This window comes from Dactylosporangium roseum (assembly GCF_025264685.1).
Taxonomy (GTDB): domain Bacteria; phylum Actinomycetota; class Actinomycetes; order Mycobacteriales; family Micromonosporaceae; genus Dactylosporangium; species Dactylosporangium roseum.
Genome location: NZ_CP073721.1, coordinates 4,354,619 through 4,372,567, shown reverse-complemented (window position 1 = coordinate 4,372,567; position 17,949 = coordinate 4,354,619). Strand labels below are relative to the sequence as shown.

General features: G+C 73.8%; 15 protein-coding genes and 1 riboswitch. Of the genes, 6 read left to right on the top strand and 9 right to left on the bottom strand.

Translation table 11 applies throughout. The features are described from left to right. Positions 1 to 50 precede the first annotated feature (50 nt). A complete protein-coding gene (gene dinB / locus Drose_RS20470; RefSeq protein WP_260722899.1) occupies positions 51 to 1,241 on the top strand; it encodes a DNA polymerase IV in 1,191 nt (396 codons plus the stop codon). Between the two features lie 337 nt (positions 1,242 to 1,578). Then, the gene (locus Drose_RS20465) at positions 1,579 to 1,869 is read left to right on the top strand and encodes a ubiquitin carboxyl-terminal hydrolase 14 (protein WP_260722898.1); all 291 of its coding nucleotides are present in this window, start codon (positions 1,579 to 1,581) and stop codon (positions 1,867 to 1,869) included. Between the two features lie 88 nt (positions 1,870 to 1,957). Here the strand turns inward: Drose_RS20465 and Drose_RS20460 are convergent, their stop codons facing one another. Next, entirely contained in the window at positions 1,958 to 2,827 is an 870-nt protein-coding gene (locus tag Drose_RS20460) for an NAD(+)/NADH kinase (RefSeq protein WP_260729765.1), read from the bottom strand. 114 nt (positions 2,828 to 2,941) lie between these two features. Continuing rightward, positions 2,942 to 3,571, bottom strand: a complete 630-nt coding sequence (locus tag Drose_RS20455) for a YoaK family protein (RefSeq protein WP_260722897.1) — start codon at positions 3,569 to 3,571, stop codon at positions 2,942 to 2,944. Positions 3,572 to 3,691: 120 nt separating this feature from the next. On the opposite strand from Drose_RS20455, the gene Drose_RS20450 reads away from it, so the two are divergent. After that, complete coding sequence (locus tag Drose_RS20450; protein WP_260722896.1) at positions 3,692 to 4,162, top strand: ATP-binding protein; 471 nt, start codon at positions 3,692 to 3,694, stop codon at positions 4,160 to 4,162. A gap of 81 nt (positions 4,163 to 4,243) precedes the next feature. Here Drose_RS20450 and ahcY read toward each other — a convergent pair whose 3' ends face one another. The 5 genes from ahcY to Drose_RS20425 all read right to left on the bottom strand — a co-directional run bounded on the left by ahcY (position 4,244) and on the right by Drose_RS20425 (position 12,545). Beyond that, positions 4,244 to 5,716, bottom strand: a complete 1,473-nt coding sequence (gene ahcY, locus Drose_RS20445; protein WP_260722895.1) for an adenosylhomocysteinase — start codon at positions 5,714 to 5,716, stop codon at positions 4,244 to 4,246. A gap of 19 nt (positions 5,717 to 5,735) precedes the next feature. Further along, positions 5,736 to 5,821, bottom strand: a riboswitch (S-adenosyl-L-homocysteine riboswitch). A 47-nt stretch (positions 5,822 to 5,868) separates the two neighbouring features. Continuing rightward, on the bottom strand, positions 5,869 to 6,651 hold the full coding sequence (locus tag Drose_RS20440) for an SWIM zinc finger family protein (protein WP_260722894.1): 783 nt from the start codon (positions 6,649 to 6,651) through the stop codon (positions 5,869 to 5,871). Further along, positions 6,644 to 9,712 (bottom strand): DEAD/DEAH box helicase, encoded by a 3,069-nt coding sequence (locus tag Drose_RS20435; protein WP_260722893.1) that lies wholly within the window; start codon positions 9,710 to 9,712, stop codon positions 6,644 to 6,646. Before Drose_RS20435 ends, Drose_RS20440 begins: the two co-directional genes overlap by 8 nt. A gap of 36 nt (positions 9,713 to 9,748) precedes the next feature. Continuing rightward, positions 9,749 to 10,612, bottom strand: coding sequence for an alpha/beta fold hydrolase (locus Drose_RS20430; protein ID WP_260722892.1), 864 nt, complete (start codon positions 10,610 to 10,612; stop codon positions 9,749 to 9,751). A gap of 139 nt (positions 10,613 to 10,751) precedes the next feature. Further along, on the bottom strand, positions 10,752 to 12,545 hold the full coding sequence (locus Drose_RS20425; RefSeq protein WP_260722891.1) for a substrate-binding and VWA domain-containing protein: 1,794 nt from the start codon (positions 12,543 to 12,545) through the stop codon (positions 10,752 to 10,754). Between the two features lie 86 nt (positions 12,546 to 12,631). Between Drose_RS20425 and def the strand changes: the two genes are divergently transcribed. Further along, the gene (gene def, locus Drose_RS20420) at positions 12,632 to 13,126 is read left to right on the top strand and encodes a peptide deformylase (RefSeq protein ID WP_260722890.1); all 495 of its coding nucleotides are present in this window, start codon (positions 12,632 to 12,634) and stop codon (positions 13,124 to 13,126) included. Here the strand turns inward: def and Drose_RS20415 are convergent. Then, positions 13,113 to 14,282 (bottom strand): alanine racemase, encoded by a 1,170-nt coding sequence (locus Drose_RS20415; RefSeq protein WP_260722889.1) that lies wholly within the window; start codon positions 14,280 to 14,282, stop codon positions 13,113 to 13,115. The genes def and Drose_RS20415 overlap by 14 nt on opposite strands. A 46-nt stretch (positions 14,283 to 14,328) precedes the next feature. Between Drose_RS20415 and Drose_RS20410 the strand changes: the two genes are divergently transcribed. After that, complete coding sequence (locus tag Drose_RS20410; protein ID WP_260722888.1) at positions 14,329 to 15,531, top strand: IucA/IucC family C-terminal-domain containing protein; 1,203 nt, start codon at positions 14,329 to 14,331, stop codon at positions 15,529 to 15,531. Here Drose_RS20410 and Drose_RS20405 read toward each other — a convergent pair. Beyond that, complete coding sequence (locus Drose_RS20405; RefSeq protein ID WP_260722887.1) at positions 15,528 to 17,012, bottom strand: IucA/IucC family siderophore biosynthesis protein; 1,485 nt, start codon at positions 17,010 to 17,012, stop codon at positions 15,528 to 15,530. The two genes, Drose_RS20410 and Drose_RS20405, sit on opposite strands and share 4 nt — an antisense overlap. A gap of 225 nt (positions 17,013 to 17,237) precedes the next feature. Between Drose_RS20405 and Drose_RS20400 the strand changes: the two genes are divergently transcribed. Continuing rightward, complete coding sequence (locus Drose_RS20400) at positions 17,238 to 17,594, top strand: hypothetical protein (protein ID WP_260722886.1); 357 nt, start codon at positions 17,238 to 17,240, stop codon at positions 17,592 to 17,594. Positions 17,595 to 17,949 lie beyond the last annotated feature (355 nt).

Here is a 17,949-nt window from a genome sequence, read left to right as displayed (position 1 = left end):
GACGTCGACCATCGCCGACGCCCGCGACTTTTCGAGATTCATGCGAACATGTGTTCGTGTCGGCCTCGATCCTGCACGCGGACCTGGACGCATTCTACGCCTCCGTCGAGCAGCGTGACGACCCCCGCCTGCGTGGCCGCCCGGTCATCGTGGGCGGTGGCGTGGTCCTGGCCTGCAGCTACGAGGCCAAGCGGCGGGGCGTGCGCACGGCGATGGGCGGCCGGCAGGCCCGGGCCCTGTGCCCGGAGGCGCTGGTCGTCCCGCCGCGCATGAAGGCGTATTCGACCGCGTCCAAGGCGGTCTTCGAGGTCTTCCGCAGCACCACCCCGGTCATCGAGGGCATCTCCATCGACGAGGCGTTCCTCGACGTCGGCGGCCTGCTCCGCATCGCCGGCACCCCGCTGGAGATCGCGACCCGGCTGCGGGCCGACGTCCTGCGCGAGGTCGGTCTGCCGATCACCGTCGGCGTCGCCCGGACCAAGTTTCTCGCCAAGGTCGCCAGCGGCGTCGCCAAGCCCGACGGCCTGCTGCTCGTCGAGCCCGACCGGGAGCTCGAGTTCCTGCACGCCCTGCCGGTCGAGCGACTGTGGGGCGTCGGCGCCGTCACCTCGGCGAAGCTGCGTGAACGACGTATCACCACCGTCGGGCAGGTCGCCCGGCTCGGCGAGGCCACCCTCGTGACCATGCTGGGCGAGTGGGCGGGCCGGCACCTGCACGCCCTGGCCCACAACCGCGATCCGCGCCCGGTCGTCACCGGGCGGCGCCGCCGCTCGGTCGGCGCGCAACGGGCCCTGGGCCGCGGCCCGCACCCGCCGCCGTTCGTCGAGGCGGTCCTCGCCGAGCTCGTCGACCGGGTCGGCCGCCGGATGCGCGCCGGCGGCCGACCCGGCCGCACGGTGACGCTGCGGCTGCGGTTCGCGGACTTCACCCGGGTCACCCGCTCACACACGCTGAGCCGCCCGACCTGGCACACTCAGACGATCCTCGACGCGGTCCGGCGCCTGCACACCGCGGCGGCCCCGGCGATCGCGCGGCGCGGCCTGACCCTCGTCGGCGTCGCGGTCGGCAATCTCGACGCCGGCGGCGGGGTGCAACTGGAGCTGCCGTTCGAGGTCGCGGCGGGCGACTCCCTCGACACGGCGCTCGACGCGGTCCGCGACCGGTTCGGCTCGGCGGCCCTGACGCGGGCGTCGCTGCTGGGCCGCCGGCAGGGCCCGACGGTGCCGCTGCTGCCGGACTGAGCGTCCCTGAGGCGTGGACCCAGGGCCCGCACCGCCAGCGGGCCCTGGCGGCCCGCTGGCGGGCTTTCCCCGCTCGAACATCCCGCCCAGCTCACCCTTCGCCAGTCCTCATCCTAGCATCCTAGGATGCCTTAGCGGCTGTGGCAGAGCCACAGCGACAATTCCGTGCGGCGGAGCCGCACGTGCGGCCAGGGCCGCCGGCGACGTCGTGCTCGTCGAGCCGGTCGCCGGCCCGGTCCTCGGCGTCGCACCACGCGAACGACCCGGCATCGAACCGGCAACGAACCGCGCGTATCTCACCCGGAGCGAGGCGGCCGGAACGGGATACGGTGTGATCGTGAGCGACCCCTGTGAGCACCTCGACCAGATCAACGACGTCCGGCCCGGCGCCGACGGGTGCGAGGACTGCCTCGCGGCCGGTGGCCGGTGGGTCCACCTGCGGCTGTGCCTGACCTGTGGTCATGTCGGCTGCTGCGACTCGTCGCCGGCCAGGCACGCCACGGCCCACTTCCACGCCGACGGCCACCCGCTCGTGCAGTCGTTCGAGCCGGGTGAGGACTGGGTGTGGTGTTATGCCGACGAGGCGCTGCTGCGCGTGCCAGGCCTGCCGGCGCGGGCGCACGGCTGACGCCGTTCACGGCCCGGGCGGGGCCGCGAGGCCGTGGTGCGACCGCGCCGGCGGTGGAGTGGCCGGCAGCCCGCTGGTGCTCGTCGCGCTAGCTGAACGGGATCTCGACCTCGAGGCTGCCGTTGACCTGGAGCTTGCGGCGTGCCCGTTCGTAGAACGTGGTGTAGCCGAGGCGGACGACCTTGGCCGCGGCGGGTGTGGCCGAGACGGTGAGGGTGTCGCCGGCGTTGAGCTCGCCGAGGACCTGGCCGTCGACCTCGACGACGAGCTGGCCGCTGGTCGGCAGCAGTTCGAGGTCGAGATCCTCGTTGGGGGACAGCACCAGGGCGCGGTTGAACGCGGAGTGCGCGGCGGCGGGCACGACGAGAATGCCCTCGACGGTGGGGGAGACGATCGGTCCGCCGGCGGAGAAGCTGTAGGCCGTCGACCCGGTCGACGTGGCGACGATGAGGGCGTCGGCGGCGTACCGCACGAACGGGTAGCCCTGCATGGAGATGGCGATCGCGGCGAGGCCGTGCCCGGGGGTGCGGACCAGCGCGATGTCGTTGAACGCGGTCACCGGCGTGCCGTCGGGCAGTCGGGTGCGCACGGCCATGCGGGGCTCGACGGTGAACCGGTGCGCGTCGATCGCGGACAGCGCGTCGGGCAGTTCCTCGACGCTGATCTCGGCGAGGAATCCGAGCCGGCCGAGGTTGACCCCGAGGACCGGGGTCGGTTTGCCGGACAGCAGCCGCATGCTGCGCAGCATCGTGCCGTCGCCGCCGAGGCTGACGACCAGCGAGGCGCGGCCGACGAGATCGTCGGCGCTGACGGCGACCGCGCTGCAGTCGATGCGGTCGACCTCGTCGGGCAGGCCGAGGACCGTAACCTCGCGGGCCTTGGCCCAGTCGATGATGGCCTCGATCGCCGCCTTCGAGTCGCGGCGTGGATGCAGGACCAGTCCGACCGTGTGCACCATCCCCACCGGAGCAACTCTACGTGGCCGACGGGGTCCACAGCCGCGCGGCGGCGAACGCCCGGACGGAGGCGAGGTGGACGAGGCCGAACGGCGTGGTGACACGAGGCATGCCGGTCACCGGGAGGAGTGCACGGGCGCCCGGTGCGCGGGCTGCGGGGCCGGGGCGGGGGAGTGTGGCGGTACCGCCCGGGCGACGCAGGCGGCGGCGACGAGCACCACGGCCGGCAGCGGGCCGAGCCACGGCACCCGGCCGAGCAGCAGCGCGGCGCCGATCGCGCCGGCCGGGATCGCGACGAGCGGCACCAGCGGGAGCGGGTCGAACCTGCCCGTCGCCAGGCGGGTCAACGACCCGGTCAGGTACGTGGTCGGCACCTCCGAGTCGCGCATGGCCGCGCTCTGCAGCCCCATCGCGATCGCCGCCATGGCCAGCAGCGGTAGCTGGGTGAGGCCGCGCGGGTCGTGGTGGGCGATCACCCACCCGCCGCACAGGGCGCACAGCGCCAGCAGTTCGGCGAGCAGGCACCGGTTCGGCGGGAGCTTCCGCGCGACGACGACCGTCACGGCGTACACGGCAACGGCGAGCGCGGCCCGCTCGGCGGTGTCGGTGACGTGCTGGACGGCGGACACGCCGAGGACGACCAGGTTGCCGGTGACCACGCCGCAGAACACGCCGCCGAGGTACAGCAGGCCGATACCATCGACGTAGCCGGCCGCGAGGGAGAGCATCCACACTGTTCGGCGCACGACCACCCGCCTTCCCCGTGCGGCGGCGCCCACCCTCGCTCGTTGCGGATGAGCGGCGACGTGGGACAGGCGACACCGGCCCGAGGGGCACGCGGCGGGCCGTGCGGGTACCGTCGCACTGTGTCGATAGCGCTGCGGCTCGCCCTCAACCTCCCCCGGGACGCCGCGACGGTGCCGATGGCGCGGCGCATGCTCGACCAGGCGCTGCGCACCCTGGGCGTGGATCCCGCCTGCTGTGACGACGTCGGGCTGATCCTCACCGAGGCGTGCGCCAACGTCATCGAGCACGCCCGCGACACGGACGACTACGACATCACCATCGAGGTCACCGAGCTGCGGTGCGTCATCCACGTGATCAACGCCGGTTCGGTGATCGACCCGGCCCGGCTGGTCCTCGCGACGCGGATGAGCGACGGCGAGCTCGCCTCCCTCGATCTGGGCCTGCTCGACGAGCACGGCCGGGGCCTGTACATCATCCGTGCCCTCGCCGACGAGCTCTACCTGACGCCGGCGCTCACCGGCGGCCTGGTCCTGCAGGCGGTGACGACGCTGCGGTGGACACGGGACGCGGAGGTGTGGCAACGCCGGTGACCGCACACAGTATTCCGCTGAGGAAGCTCTGTTCCCCAGCGGAATGCTGTGCACCGGAGATGCTCCCGCCGGACCTTACGGTCAGTAGCGGTAGTGTTCCGGCTTGTACGGGCCGGCGACGTCGACGCCGATGTACTCCGCCTGCTCCTTTGTCAGCTCGGTGAGCCGGACGCCGAGAGCGTCGAGGTGCAGCGCGGCGACCTTCTCGTCGAGGTGCTTCGGCAGGCGGTAGACCTGCCGCTGGTATGTGTCGGGCCTGGTGAACAGCTCGATCTGCGCGATCGTCTGGTTGGTGAACGAGTTCGACATCACGAAGCTCGGGTGGCCGGTCGCGTTGCCGAGGTTGAGCAGCCGGCCCTCGGACAGCACGATGATCGAGTGGCCGTCCGGGAACGTCCACTCGTGGACCTGCGGCTTGATCTCCGTCTTGGTGATGCCGGGGATCCTCGCCAGCCCGGCCATGTCGATCTCGTTGTCGAAGTGCCCGACGTTGCCGACGATCGCGTTGTGCTTGAGCCGGGCGAGCTGGGCGGCGCTGACGACGCCCAGGTTGCCGGTCGCGGTGATCACCACGTCGGCCTGCTCGACGACGTCGTCGAGGCGGACGACCGGCAGCCCGTGCATCGAGGCCTGCAACGCGCAGATCGGGTCGATCTCGGTGACGACGACCCGGGCGCCCATGCCGCGCAGCGCCTCGGCGGAGCCCTTGCCGACGTCGCCGTAGCCGCAGACGACGGCGAGCTTGCCGGCCAGCAGCACGTCGGTGGCCCGGTTCAGGCCGTCGAGCAGCGAGTGCCGGATGCCGTAGGTGTTGTCGAACTTCGACTTGGTCACCGAGTCGTTGACGTTGATCGCCGGGAAGAGCAGCTCACCGGCCTCGGCGAGCTGGTAGAGCCGGTTCACGCCGGTGGTGGTCTCCTCGGTGACGCCGCGGATGCCGGCCGCGATGCGGGTGAACCGCTGCGGGTCGCGGGCGAGACTGGCACGCAGCGTGCCGAGGACGAGGGCGAACTCCTCGCCGTCCGCCGCCGTGGCCTCCGGCACCCGGCCGGCGGTCTCGAACTCCACGCCCTTGTGCACCAGCAGGGTGGCGTCGCCGCCGTCGTCGACGATCATGTTGGGGCCGAGCCCGCCGGGGAACTGGAACACCTGGTCGGTGCACCACCAGTACTCCTCCAGGGTCTCGCCCTTCCAGGCGAAGACCGGCGTGCCGGACGGGGCGTCGGCGGTGCCGTGCGGGCCGACGACGACCGCGGCGGCCGCCTCGTCCTGGGTGGAGAAGATGTTGCAGGAGACCCAGCGGACCTCGGCGCCGAGCGCGACGAGGGTCTCGATGAGCACCGCCGTCTGCACCGTCATGTGCAGGGAACCGGCGATCCGGGCGCCGCGCAGCGGCTGGCTGGCCGCGTATTCGGCGCGGGTCGCCATCAGGCCCGGCATCTCGTGCTCGGCGAGGCGGATCTGGGTGCGGCCGGCGGCGGCGAGGGAGAGATCGGCGACGGCGAACTCGACGCCGTTGCGGGTCTGCGGGAACGGGTGTCCGTCATGGACCATGCCTGAAGTCACCTCCCGGTGACGGGAGGCGCCCTTGGGTCAAGGGTGAGGTCTTCCGGCCGAGCGTGGCGACCCTACCGGGCCGTCGCAGCGCCTCTCGGCCGTGACCGGCAGCGGACGTCCGCCGCCGAGATTCGACGGTACCGGCTGGGTCAGGGGTCCGGCAACCCCGTCGCGAACCGACGGTAGGCGTCCCGTAACACGTCGGTGACCTCGAACCGGCCGACGGTCAGGGGCAGCGGATCGAGCTGGTCGAGCAGCGCGTCCGGGTAGCGGACGGTGCCGGGCACCGGCGGCCGCGGCGGGTTCAGGCGCGGTCCGGCGGTCCAGAAGGTGGCGGTGCCGGCGACGTCCGCGGCCGGGTCCGCGGCCCGGTCCGCGGCGGGCCCTTCGGCGGCGCTGTGCCGCTGGGCCGACACGCGGTGGCCGCGCAGCGCCTCCAGCAGCTCGTCCCGGCCGCGGCCCCGCCAGGCGAGGATGCCGAACGGGTCGGCGTCGAACGACTCGGCGAGCACGTAACACGCGGCGGCGAGGTGCCGGCACGGCTTCTGCCAGCTCGGGCACGAGCAGTCCAGAACGACGTCGGCGAGGCTCTCCGGGAACAGCGACAGCCCGAACCCGGCGAGGATCGTGTCGAGGTCGTCGGGCAGGTGCCCGGCGAGGAGCCGGGCGGCGTGGATGGCCTCTCCGGCGAGGGCCCGCTCGATCCGGCTCCAGTCGGCGGCGCGGAACGCACGGACGGCGACGCGGCACCGGTACGTCTCGCCGTCCTCGTCGACCACGAGCGCGGTCACCAGGCTCGTCGAGATGGTGACGGAGCGTACGTGCCCGGCGCGGGCGTAGCGGCGGCCCTGCTGAAATGTCGTACCCATCCGCAAGGATTCGAGCATGCTGATGAACTGGTGGGACCAGCGGGTGCGATGGTTCTCAGGCATCCGTGGCCTCCGGCGCGAGCGTCATGAGGTCGAGCAGGTCGTCGGTCGACAGGCCGGTGAGCCAGCCCTCGCCGCTGCCGACGGCGACCCCGGCGAGGGTCCGCTTCTCGGCCATGACGTGGTCGACCCGCTCCTCGACGGTGCCGATGCAGACGAACGTGTGCACCTGCACGTCGCGGCGCTGCCCGATGCGGAAGGCGCGGTCGGTGGCCTGCTGCTCGGCGGCCGGGTTCCACCACCGGTCGACGTGCACGACGTGGTTGGCCGCGGTCAGGTTGAGCCCGGTCCCGCCGGCCTTCAGCGACAGCAGCAGCACCCCCGGCCCGGCCCCGCCCTGAAACCGCTCGACCATCGCGTCGCGGGCGCCCTTGGGCGTGCCCCCGTGCAGGAAGGCGACCTCGGCGCCGAGCCGCTCGGTGAGATACGGCGCCAGCAGGTGGCCGAACCTGGCGAACTGTGTGAAGACCAGCGCCCGGTCCCCGGCGTCGAGCGCGGCGGTGAGGATCTCCTCCAGGCGGGCCAGCTTCCCCGACCGGCCGGCGAGGGGCGTGCCGTCGCCCATCAGGTGCGCCGGGTGGTTGCACACCTGCTTGAGCTTCGTCATCGCCGACAGCACGAGCCCTTTGCGCTGCGCGCCGGCCCGCCCCTCGCGCAGCTTCACAAACAGCTCGTCGACGACGGCCCGGTAGAGGCTGGCCTGCTCCAGGGTGAGGTTGCACCACTGCTTGCGTTCGAGCTTCTCCGGCAGGTCCGCGATCACGGCCCGGTCGGTCTTGACCCGCCGCAGCAGAAACGGCCGGGTGGCCCGCCGCAGCCGGCCCGCCGCGTCCGGGTCGGCGTAGCGCTCGACCGGCACCGAGTAGCGGGCCCGGAAGATGCTCGCCGGGCCGAGGATGCCCGGGTTGAGAAAGTCGGCGATCGACCACAGCTCGGTGAGCCGGTTCTCGACGGGGGTGCCGGTCAGCGCGATCCGGTGCCGCGCCGGGAACCGCCGCACCGCCCGAGCGGTCGCGCTGGTGCTGTTCTTGACGTGCTGCGCCTCGTCGAGCACGACCCGGTCCCAGCTCACGGCGGCGAGCCGGTCGGCGTCCCGGGTGGCCACCTGATAGGTGGTGAGGACCAGGTCGGCGCCGGTGCCGAGGACCCGGTCGCTGCCGTGGTGGACGGCGGTCGTGAGGTGCGGCGTGAACCGCTCGATCTCGCGCCGCCAGTTGCCGAGCACCGACAGCGGGCACACGACGAGCGTCGGCGGCCGCGGTCCCCGCTCGCGCAGGTGCGCCTCCAGCGCCAGGACCTGGATCGTCTTGCCCAGGCCCATGTCGTCGGCGAGCAGCGCACCGACCCCGAGGCCGTCGAGGAAGGCCAGCCACGAGAAGCCCCTGCGCTGGTAGGGCCTGAGGTCGCCCTTGAGCGACGGGGGCGGTTCGAGCAGCTCGAGCCGTTCGACGGCCCGCCCGGTCAGCAGGTCGGCGAGCCAGCCGCTGCCGTCCACGCCGGTGACCGGCAGCGGCAGGTCCCCGTCGGGGACGAGCCGGGTCAGGCGCATCGCCTCGCCGGCGGTCATCTCGCCCCGGCCGCCGCGGGAGAGGAACGCGAGCCCGGCCCGCAGCCGGTCCCGGTCGAGGTGCACCCAGCGCCCGCGCAGCCGCACCAGCGGGACCTTCGCGCGGGCGAGCTCGGCGAGGTCGGTCTCGCTGAGGAAGTCGTCGCCGATCGCGAGCCCCCACTGGAAGCGCACGACGGCCGCGCGGTTCGCGGTCGTGTCCCGCAGCACGGGACTGGCCGGCTGGGCCTGCCGGACGGTGAGGGTCAGGCCCAGGTCCTGGCGGCGCTGCCACTGGGCCGGCAGCAGCACCCCGAAGCCCGCCTCCTCCAGCACCGTCGCGTGGGTCAGGAACCGGTGCGCGCCGACGACATCGAGCCGCATCCCGGTCGGCCGCGGGGTGTGCAGCGCCTCGTCGAGGTCCGGCCACAGCCGCCCGGCCCGCCCGAGGTCGGCGAGCAGCACGTCCTGCGGGTAGTCGGCCCAGCGGAACAGCGGCGAGGCGCCGTCGCGCCAGACCGCCTCGGCCGGCACGAGCAGGCTCGGCTCCTCGGCCGGCTGCAGCAGGAACTCCAGGCTCCACCCGGACGTCTCGTCGTCGGGAAACTCGTCCACGTAGGAGAGCCGGAAGCAGGTCCGCAGCGGCGCCGGCCGCCCGCTGCCGACCCACCGGTCGACGGCCTCGCGCACCCGCGCGACGTCGCCGGTCTCCCCGAGCGGCGCCCCGTCCAGGCCCGCCGGGTCCAGGGATGCCGCGGGTCCCGCGGGTCCGGCCGTCCGCAGGCGGGCGTCGGCGGCGTCCGGGGCGGTCAGGGCGGCGAGCCACGACCGGACCACGCCGTCCCGGCGGACCGCGCCGCCGGCGAGCAGCGGGTGGCCGCCGAGCCTGGCCCGGACGAGGGCGTCGACCTCGGCCTCCAGCGCCGTGCGGGTCGCCTCCTCGGCGGACCAGGCCGCGCCGGCGTGGGCGACACCGGGCATGGCCCGCCACAGCGACTCGAACGTGGCCGCGTCGGCCCGCCACAGCACGGGCCGCCAGCGGGCCCGCGGTCCGGGCGCCACGACCGGGACGACCCGGCCGCGGTCGACGAGGTCCCCGGCGAACCGGACGAGGTCCGTGAGGTGACCCACGGAGGTGCCGGCCCGGGCGTCGATCCGCGGTGGCGGGCGCTCCACGAGCGCTTCCGGGTCGCTGCCCGGGGGCAGGAGCACGACCGGCACCGTCCACGGCAGGATGCGCCGCACGCCCGGGCGTCCGCGGCCCGCGACGGTCAGCCCGGTCAGCCCAGGCAGCCCGGTCAGGGCGGTGAGTTCCGGGGACGCGGCCGGGCGGGCACCGGCCGTCGGCAGCGACAGGTCGGCGGTGCCGAGCTCGCCGGGGACCGGCGGGACGACCGCGAACGGGTGCGGGACCGCCCTCGCGCCGCGCCGCGCGGACCGGGCCGGGGACGCGGCGGTGGTCTCCGCCCAGCAGGCGAGCCTCCCGTCGCGGCTCACCAGCCCGTGCACGACGATCACCGCTCAGACCCTACCCGCCCTACCCGCGCGGTGGCGTCAGGCCGGCAGCGCCGCCAGTTCGGCGATCACCGTGTCCCACAGCGGGGGCGGTGGGACCTGGTGGCCCATGCCCCGCAGCGGCACGAGCCTGGCGCCGGGGATGGCGGCGGCCAGGGCCTCGCCGTGGGGGAGCGGGAACAGCGGGTCCTCGGTGCCGTGCAGCACGACGGTCGGCGCGGTGATCGCCGACAAGGAGCCGGTGAACGGGTGGTCGTCGCCGAGGATCCAGTGGTTCGTCTGGCCTGCCGCGACGTCGGTGGTGCGGTCGAACACGGCCCCGGCGAGGGTGCGCAGCGCGGCGACGTCGGACGGCAGGGAGCCGGCGAACAGGGCCTCGCCGGCGACGATCCGTTCGACGAACGCCGCCCGGTCGGTCCAGTCCGGCGTCGGGCCGGGGTCGGCGGACTGGACCTGGATCCGTGGGGCCGGCGGCGGCAGCGGCGCGACGTCCGGGCCGGTGACGATCGGGCTGGTGGCGATCAGCGCCAGCGACGCGACCCGGTCGGGGTGTTCGGCCGCGATGCGCTGGGCGATGCCGCCGCCCATGGAGACGCCGACGAGCTGCACGGGCGCCCGGCTCGCCCCGGTGAGCGCGGCGGCGACCGTGAGGGCGTCCGCGCACAGGTCGGCACCCTGGTAGCCGGGTGCGCCGGGCGGGTAGGCGGTCGAGCGGCCGGTGTCGCGGTGGTCGTAGCGGATGACGCGCCGGCCCTGGGCGGCGAGCCGCAGGCAGAAGCCTGCGTCCCACCAGTCCATGCTCGCCGAGGCGCCGCTGATGAGCAGGGTCGCGGGCGCCGTGCGCTCGCCGAAGGCCTCGGCGCACAGCGTGACCCCGTCGGCCTGGATGAACTGTTCAGCCATGGCCCCACCGTAGGCGCCCGCGCCCCGCCCCGCGCCGTGTGCCCGCGGTCGACCCGGCCCGCCGCCACATCAGTCGACCTTGGCCGTTTTCCGTGGTCAGGGGCCGCGAAAAGGCCAAGGTCGACTGATGTGGGAGCCGTCAGATCTTGCCGAAGATGGCGGTCATCAGGACCTCGTTGATGTCGAACGCGGCCTTCGAGGTGTACAGGGCGCCGCCGCTGACCCGCGAGATCTCCTGCAAGGCGGAGAAGTCGGCGTCGTTGCCGTAGCCGACGGTCACGATCGGGACCTTCTTGCCGCTGCTGGCGTTGGCCTCCAGCTTGGTCCGCAGGGCGTCGAGGGACAGGCCGCCGGTGGTGTCGTCGTTCTTGCCGTCGGTCATCAGCACGACGAGGTTCGTGGCGCCGGGCTTGTACGCCTCGACGACCGCCTGCTGGGCCGCGGCGGCCGTGTCGTACAGACCGGTGTCGCCGACCGGGGTCAGCTTGTCGATCGCGGCGGTCATCTGCTCGCGGCGGGGCTTGCCGGCGACCTGGTCGGCGACGCGGCCGATCGGGATGAGCTGCCGGTAGTCCTGCACACCGTTCTGCCTGGTGGAGAACACCCACAGGCCGGCGGCCACCTCACCGTCGAACAGTTGCACCGCGCTGCGGGCGGCCTCCTTGGCCAGTTGCATGCGGGTCTTGCCGGTGCCGGGGACCTGCTCGGCCATCGACCCGGACACGTCGAGCACGAGCAGCACGTTGGTGGGGCGGGTCAGCGCCGTCCACGAGTCCATCGACTGCTTGACCGAATCGGGCAGCAGGACCGCCCGGGGAACGGTCTTGAGCTTCGTGCTGAACGCGGCGTCGCCCGACAGCGGCTCGCCGCCGACCCGGTTCGGGTCGCGGAACCCGGCGTCGAGGAACACCTTGCGCCCCTGCGGGCCGCGAGCGAACGCCAGGAACGACTTCGCGGCGTCCTGCCGGTCCTTCTGCGCCCACGGCGCGTCGAGGATCAGGTACGGGTTGTCGGCGTCGGCGCTGCCGTTGGACGGGTAGACCGCCACGAGCGGCACCTTCGGGTCGGCCCGGTTGTACGTCAGGACGTCCCGCTCGAGGGCGGGGAACGCGGAGACGTACCGCATGGCCGCGTCGGCGCTCTGCCGGTCGGCCTGGCCGAGCCCGTCGAGGAGCTGCGACGTGGTGCTGGTGTAGACGGCCCGTTCCTGCTTGAGCTTCGCCAGGGTGGCCTGCTCGTCGGGGGTGACCTCACCGTCGTCGTTGCCGTCGAGGATCGCCATGAGGGCGAGGAGCCCGCCGGTGGACTGCAGCGGGTCGCTCATGCCGAACTTGAAGGCGCCCCACTCCGGTTTGTTGTGCTTCGCCCAGCCCTGCGGGTCCGCGGCGACGTTGTTGATGACGTCCTGCCAGGACAGCTCGCCGCCGGGCCAGCCGAGCGCCTCCGCCATCGGCTTCGGCATGGCGAGCACCGACGGGCTGCGGGCCAGGCTGGGCTGCAGGTCGGGCATCATCCGCTCGGCGATCGCCGCCGTGGAGGCCCGGCGCACCCAGGCGGTGGAGTCGGGCACCCACACGTCCGGCGGGAGGCCGGTCTTGGCGTCCCATTCGGTGCCCAGCGCCTGCGCCATCGTCGCGGCGTCCCGGGCGGAGACCGCGACGCGGGCGCACCGCCCGGCGACGGCCGGTCCGGTGTCGGCCCACTTGGCCGCCAGGCCCTCGATGAGGGCGGCGGTGCTCGGCGACGCGACGATCGTCGCGGTGACCGAACCGGTGCACCGGTGCTCGACGAACCGGTTCCACACGACGAATCCGCCGGCGCCGACGAGCACGGCGACGAGACCGCCGACGATCCACGACATGCGCCGGAACCGGCGCTGGGCTCGGCTTCGGCGGTGCGACCGCACATCCGCCTGCTCGGCCGTGTAGGCCATGGGTGTGCCTCCGGGGGTGGGGAAGTCGGCCCAGTGTAGGCCCTCGCCCCGGCGGCTCCGCGCGGCCCCGAAGTAGCCTGTGACACGTGACGATTCGCCCCATCCGGCTGCTCGGCGACCCGGTGCTGCGCACCCCCGCCGAGACGGTGACCTCGTTCGATGCCGAGCTGCGTCAGCTCGTGCGTGACCTGCTCGACACGCTGACCGGTGAGCCAGGGCGGGCGGGCGTCGCCGCGCCGCAGATCGGGGTGAGCGCCCGCGTGTTCTCCTACGGCGCCGACCAGGTCGTCGGCTACGTCGTCAACCCGCGCGTCGTCGAGCTCGGCGGCGAGCAGGACGGCGACGAGGGCTGCCTGTCCATCCCGGGGCTGGCGTTCCCGACGCCGCGGGCGATGCGGGCCGTGGTCGAGGGCGTCGACGAGCACGGCGAGCCGGTCCGGGTCGCCGGCACCGGCCTGCTGGCCCGGGCGTTGCAGCACGAGACCGACCACCTCGACGGCCGGCTGTACATCGACACGCTCAAGGGCGACACCCGCCGCCAGGCGCTGCGGGCCGTGCGGTCGGCGTTCAGTCCTCGCTGACGTCCACGGCCAGCAGGACGAACGCCGGGTGGCCGAGGCGCAGGAAGTCGTGGTGCGCCACCTCCCACCCGTAGGCGCCGGTGTTGGCGAAGACGAGCACGTCGCCGGCCCGTACCGCCGCCACCGCCACGTCCCGGGCGAGCACGTCGCGGGGGTTGCACTGCTCGCCGGCCACGTCGACGGGCACGCCGGTCACGGTGGGCCGCTCGAACGGATACGGCCAGTCGTCGACGGGCAGGACGGTGAACGGATGGCTGTAACCCCACGACGCCGGCAGCCGGAAGTGGTGGGTGCCGCCGCGGACCACGGCGAACCAGCGGCCGTGGTTGCGTTTGACGTCGACGACCTCGACGGCGTACCACCCGGCGGTGGCCGTCACGAACCGTCCGGGCTCGACGACGAGCCGTGACCCGAGCTCCGGTGGCAGCCCGGCGAGCCCGGCCGCGAACGCCCCCGGGTCGAACCGTTCCCGGCCGAGGACATCGACCCCGAACCCGCCCCCGACATTGATGATCTCCAGCGGTACGTCCAGTGCCGCCGCCGTGCGCGCCGCCCACCCGGCGGCCTCGGCGACGAACGCGGCGTGCGCGGCGGCGTCGAGGTTGTTGGACACGGCGTGCAGGTGGAACCCGGCGACGTCGAGCCCGCCGGCCCGGGCGGCGGCGACGGCGCCGGCGAGCAGCGGCTCCTCGATCCCGAACGCGGTCGCCGCCCCGGACATGCGGTGCGACCCGGGCAGGGCGGCGTGGGCCCGGTTGACCCGCAGGCACACCCGCACCGGCCGGCCCCCGGCGACGTGGACCAGGCGGCGCAGCTCGTGGCCGCTCTCCACGTTGACGACCACGCCCGCGGCGACGGCCGCCCGCAGGTCACCGTCGCTCTTCGCCGGGCCGCTGAACAGCGTGAACGGCGAACCGGCGGCGACCGCGGCGGCCAGTTCCCCGCCGGAGGCGACCTCGAGGCCGTCGCACCAGCGCAGCGCGGCGGCGACGACGCCGCTGTTGCCGTTGGCCTTCATCGCGTAGGCGATCCGCGCCCCCGCGGGCAGCGCGGCGCGCAGCGCCCGGACGTTGTCGCGGACCGTGGCCAGGTCGTAGACGTAGACGGGGCGGGGCGCGGCCAGGACCGCGTCGGTCACCCGTGGTGGAAGTCGCACCGTACTCCGTTCAACCGCCGGCGCACCGGGCAGTAGGCTCTGCGCGATGCGCCTGAATGACGCCCACGATCCGATCGCGTTGTGGCAGTACGCGGAACGGTATCTCGGGGTCGGCACCCGCACGTACAGTCCCTACGCCGCCGACCTGGACATCGCCGACGAGTACCACCCGCAGCGGGGTGTGGCGTCGTTCGACCTGCCGACGTTCCGCGTCCCGGCCGGGCTCGGCACCTACCTGCGGGCGGGTGTGCCGTCGGCCCTGCACGACGTGTACACCGACGGCGACGGGTTCCTGCTGCCCGTACACCCGAATGCTCTGGATCATCCCGACCTGTTCCTGCGGGACGACCTGCTGCGCCGGGCGAGCGGGCCGCGGCTGACCGTGGTGCCGTCGGCGAACGGGCGGACGGTGTTCGTGTCGGCCGTCGACGGTGTGACCGTGCCGCCGCACTTCGTGAAGCTGCACTATCCGCGGCGGCTGTCGCGGTTCACCCGCCGGCTGCGTCGCCCCGTGATCGAGCTGCAGCTCTGGGTGTCCGACGAGCTGGTGCGGATCGGGGCGCCGGTGCTGCCGGAGGTCGGCGGCGGCTGGTTCGGCGACGGCGACGACGCGTGGGGGTTCCTGGTCCGCACGACGCGGCCGGTCGAGCCCGCACCGGGGCACACGGTGCCGCTGTTCGCCCTGTACGGCGGGGACCTGCGGGCGCCGGGCGACCCGACGCTGCTCGAACAGCTCGTCGCCGTCTGGGGCGAGGACCCGGCGGAGTTCGTCGCGCGCCGGATCGTGGTGCCGATGGTCCGGATGTGGGCGAAGGCGGCCCGGGAGATCGGCTGCCCGCTGGAGACCCACGGGCAGAACACGCTGTTCGCGTTCTCCGCGGCCGACCGTACGACCCGGGTGCTGTACCGAGACTGCGCGATCTACGTCGACGGCGCCCTGCGGGAGCGGGAAGGGCTGCCGGGCGGGCTGCCGCCGACGAACGTGATCCCGCGGGACGTGCCGATGGCCGCCGAGGAGGTCTTCAGCCTCACGTACGACAGCTTCATGGGCCACCACGCCCTGTCCTACGTGGCCGGGCTGGCCCGGGACCGGTGGGGCGTGCCGGAGGCGGCGCTGCACGCGGCGGCGCGGGAGGCGTGCACCGCCGGCGACCTGCTGCCCCCGACGGTCTTCTACTACGACGACGCGCTGTACGACAACGGCGACTGGAAGCTCGTCGATACCGGCCGGCCGCCCGTCTGGCGCTAGCTGATCGGGTTGGGGATCGCGCACCACCGGTCCTCGAGCGGGTCGTCGGCGAGGCGCATCGCGGTGGTCGCCTTGAGCGGCCACGCGGCGGCGAACAGGGCCCGCTCGTCGTCGCGGTTCCCGGCGGCCTCGCGCGCGACGGCGGCGACGTGGTCCCAGAGCCGCTGCTCGTCGCCGAGGGCCGCGGCGAGGCTCGTCAGGACGGTGGCGAACGCGGCGGCGAACAGCTTGGTGCGCAGCACGTCCTCGTCGTCGGTCGGCAGGGCGCCGACGAGCGGCGGCATCTCGTACCCCGCCGCGGCGAGCCGCCCGGCGTGGACGTGGAGGCCGCCGAGGTCGCGGTAGTGCAGCCGGACCGGGCGGCCGCCGCTGATCTCGACGAGCGTGTTCTGCCCGTGCGCCTCCAGCGCGACGCCGAGGTGCAGCAGCGTGAGCAGCGGCGGCAGCATGAGGTCCACGAGCCCGGTGAAGAACGCCGGGGTGAGCAGGTCGGGCCGGCCGGGCAGGGCGGCGAGCGGGACGACGAGGGCGTCGGCGGGCGGGGCCTGCCGCCAGACGGCGCCGAGGGCCCGCTGCGGGTCCCCGGCGTCGTCGAGGACGGTCGCGGTCGTCGTCTCGCGCAGGACGTTGAGCCCGGTGGTCCGTTCGGTGAGCCGGGCCACGAGGGCGGAGGCGAGCGGCCCGTTGTGGACGGCGGGCGCGGACAGGGTCCGCACGGCGCTGGTCATCTGCACCTCGACCGCGGTCTTCAGGTGTACCGCCGGATCGCCGCCGAGCGCGAGAGTCCGCAGCGACATGAGGGGGTGCGCGGGCAGCCGGGTGCCGGTGTCGCGGACGAGCCCGGTGGCGAGGGCCCGGGGTAGCTGCCACGGGTGGACGGGCAGGCGGGGCGGGACGGGGGTGCCGGCGGTGCGCCAGCGGGCCGGGTCGACGTCGACGACGGCGAGGTCGACCCGGGGCCGGTGCTCGGGTGCGTAGGCCAGCACGTCTCGGGTCGTCATCCCGATGCGAGTCCGGCAGCAGGGGTGCAGCGGATGCCCGTCGACGACGGCCTGTTCGATGTCGACGAGGCCGGTGGCGCTGTTGGCGCTGTTGGCGGTCGTGGCGCTGTTGGCCAGGGCGAGCGCCAGGTTGGCGACGCTGTTGTCCAGTTCCCGGGCGAGCCTGGCGCTGTGCCCGCCGAGGCGGAGTCCTTCGAGGAGGCGGGTGGGGTGGTCGTACCGCGTGCCGTCCGCGACGACGGTGACGACGGTGACGGCACTGTTCGGCCCGCCGGTGCCGGCCGGGCCGAACAGTGCGGGCTCGGGGCCGGTGAGGCGGTCCCTGGCCACGATCCCCTCGCGCCACAGCGCACCCCAGAGCCGGCGCAGGACGGCGGCCCGGGCCGCCGGCAGCGCCGCACCGTACCCGTCCACGAGGTCGGGCCGGTGCCGGCGCAGGGCATGCAGGGTTTCGGCCTCGTCGGGCGCCGGCGCGTTCACGACGCAATACTAGCTTCCTAGGATGCTTTACGCGACGTGGCTAGCGCCACGCCTTTTATCCCTGTCTACGACAGGGGAGGGCGAGGCTCGAGAGAAGGCTGGGATCGGCGTCGTCTGTTCGGTCGAACATCTCGCCGCTGACCGCATGGCTGCCGGTTCACCTGCGGAAATGCTGTGATGTACGCGAGGATCGGCATGGAGCACGGACGCTTCGGGAGGCTCGACATGGAGATTCGACAACTGCCGGCCGGCGGTGTGCATACGGTGTCGGCGCCGCATCCGGTGTCGGCGCCGCGGCCGGCGACGGGTTCGGCGCGGGTGGAGCCGGTGGCGCCGCCACCGCGGGGCAGCCTGCCGGGGTCGCAGCAGGTGCTGAGCAAGTTGACGCCGGGGGAGCGGGCGGCGATCGCGGGTGCGACGGGCTATCACCTGTCGCCGACCGGTGCGGTGACGAACGTGGGCGGTGTGCCGCCGTGGTCGTTCATCATGGCGTTCGCGGCGGCGCGGACGGCCGGGGCGCAGCCGGTGGAGGGTATCGCGACGTCCTCGGACGACGGCAACAGCGTCGACGTGACGGTCTGAGCGCGCTGAACCGAAGGTGTGTTGCGCGCCGTCGACGGCCTCGGGGGTCGACGGCGCTTTCTGCGTGTCCGCGCGACGGCCGGCGCACCCGCTCCCGGTCTGCCGGTGCCGGCGGGTTCGGGCGGTCTCTGACGGCCGAGTCACTCGTGGCGCCGGCTCGACCACTGCGGCCGTAAACCCGGTTGGTTGACATAATGTACATTATCGAATGTCTGGGTGTTCCTTCGGGAGTGCCTTCTGGGGCCGCTTCCCTCGCGGGCTTGTTGACGCTTCCGGAGGTCGGCGCGTAGCGGCGTTGGGTCGAGCGGTACGTCACGTAGGGTCACCGAAGGTGGACATTGGTGTCGTGTCGTGC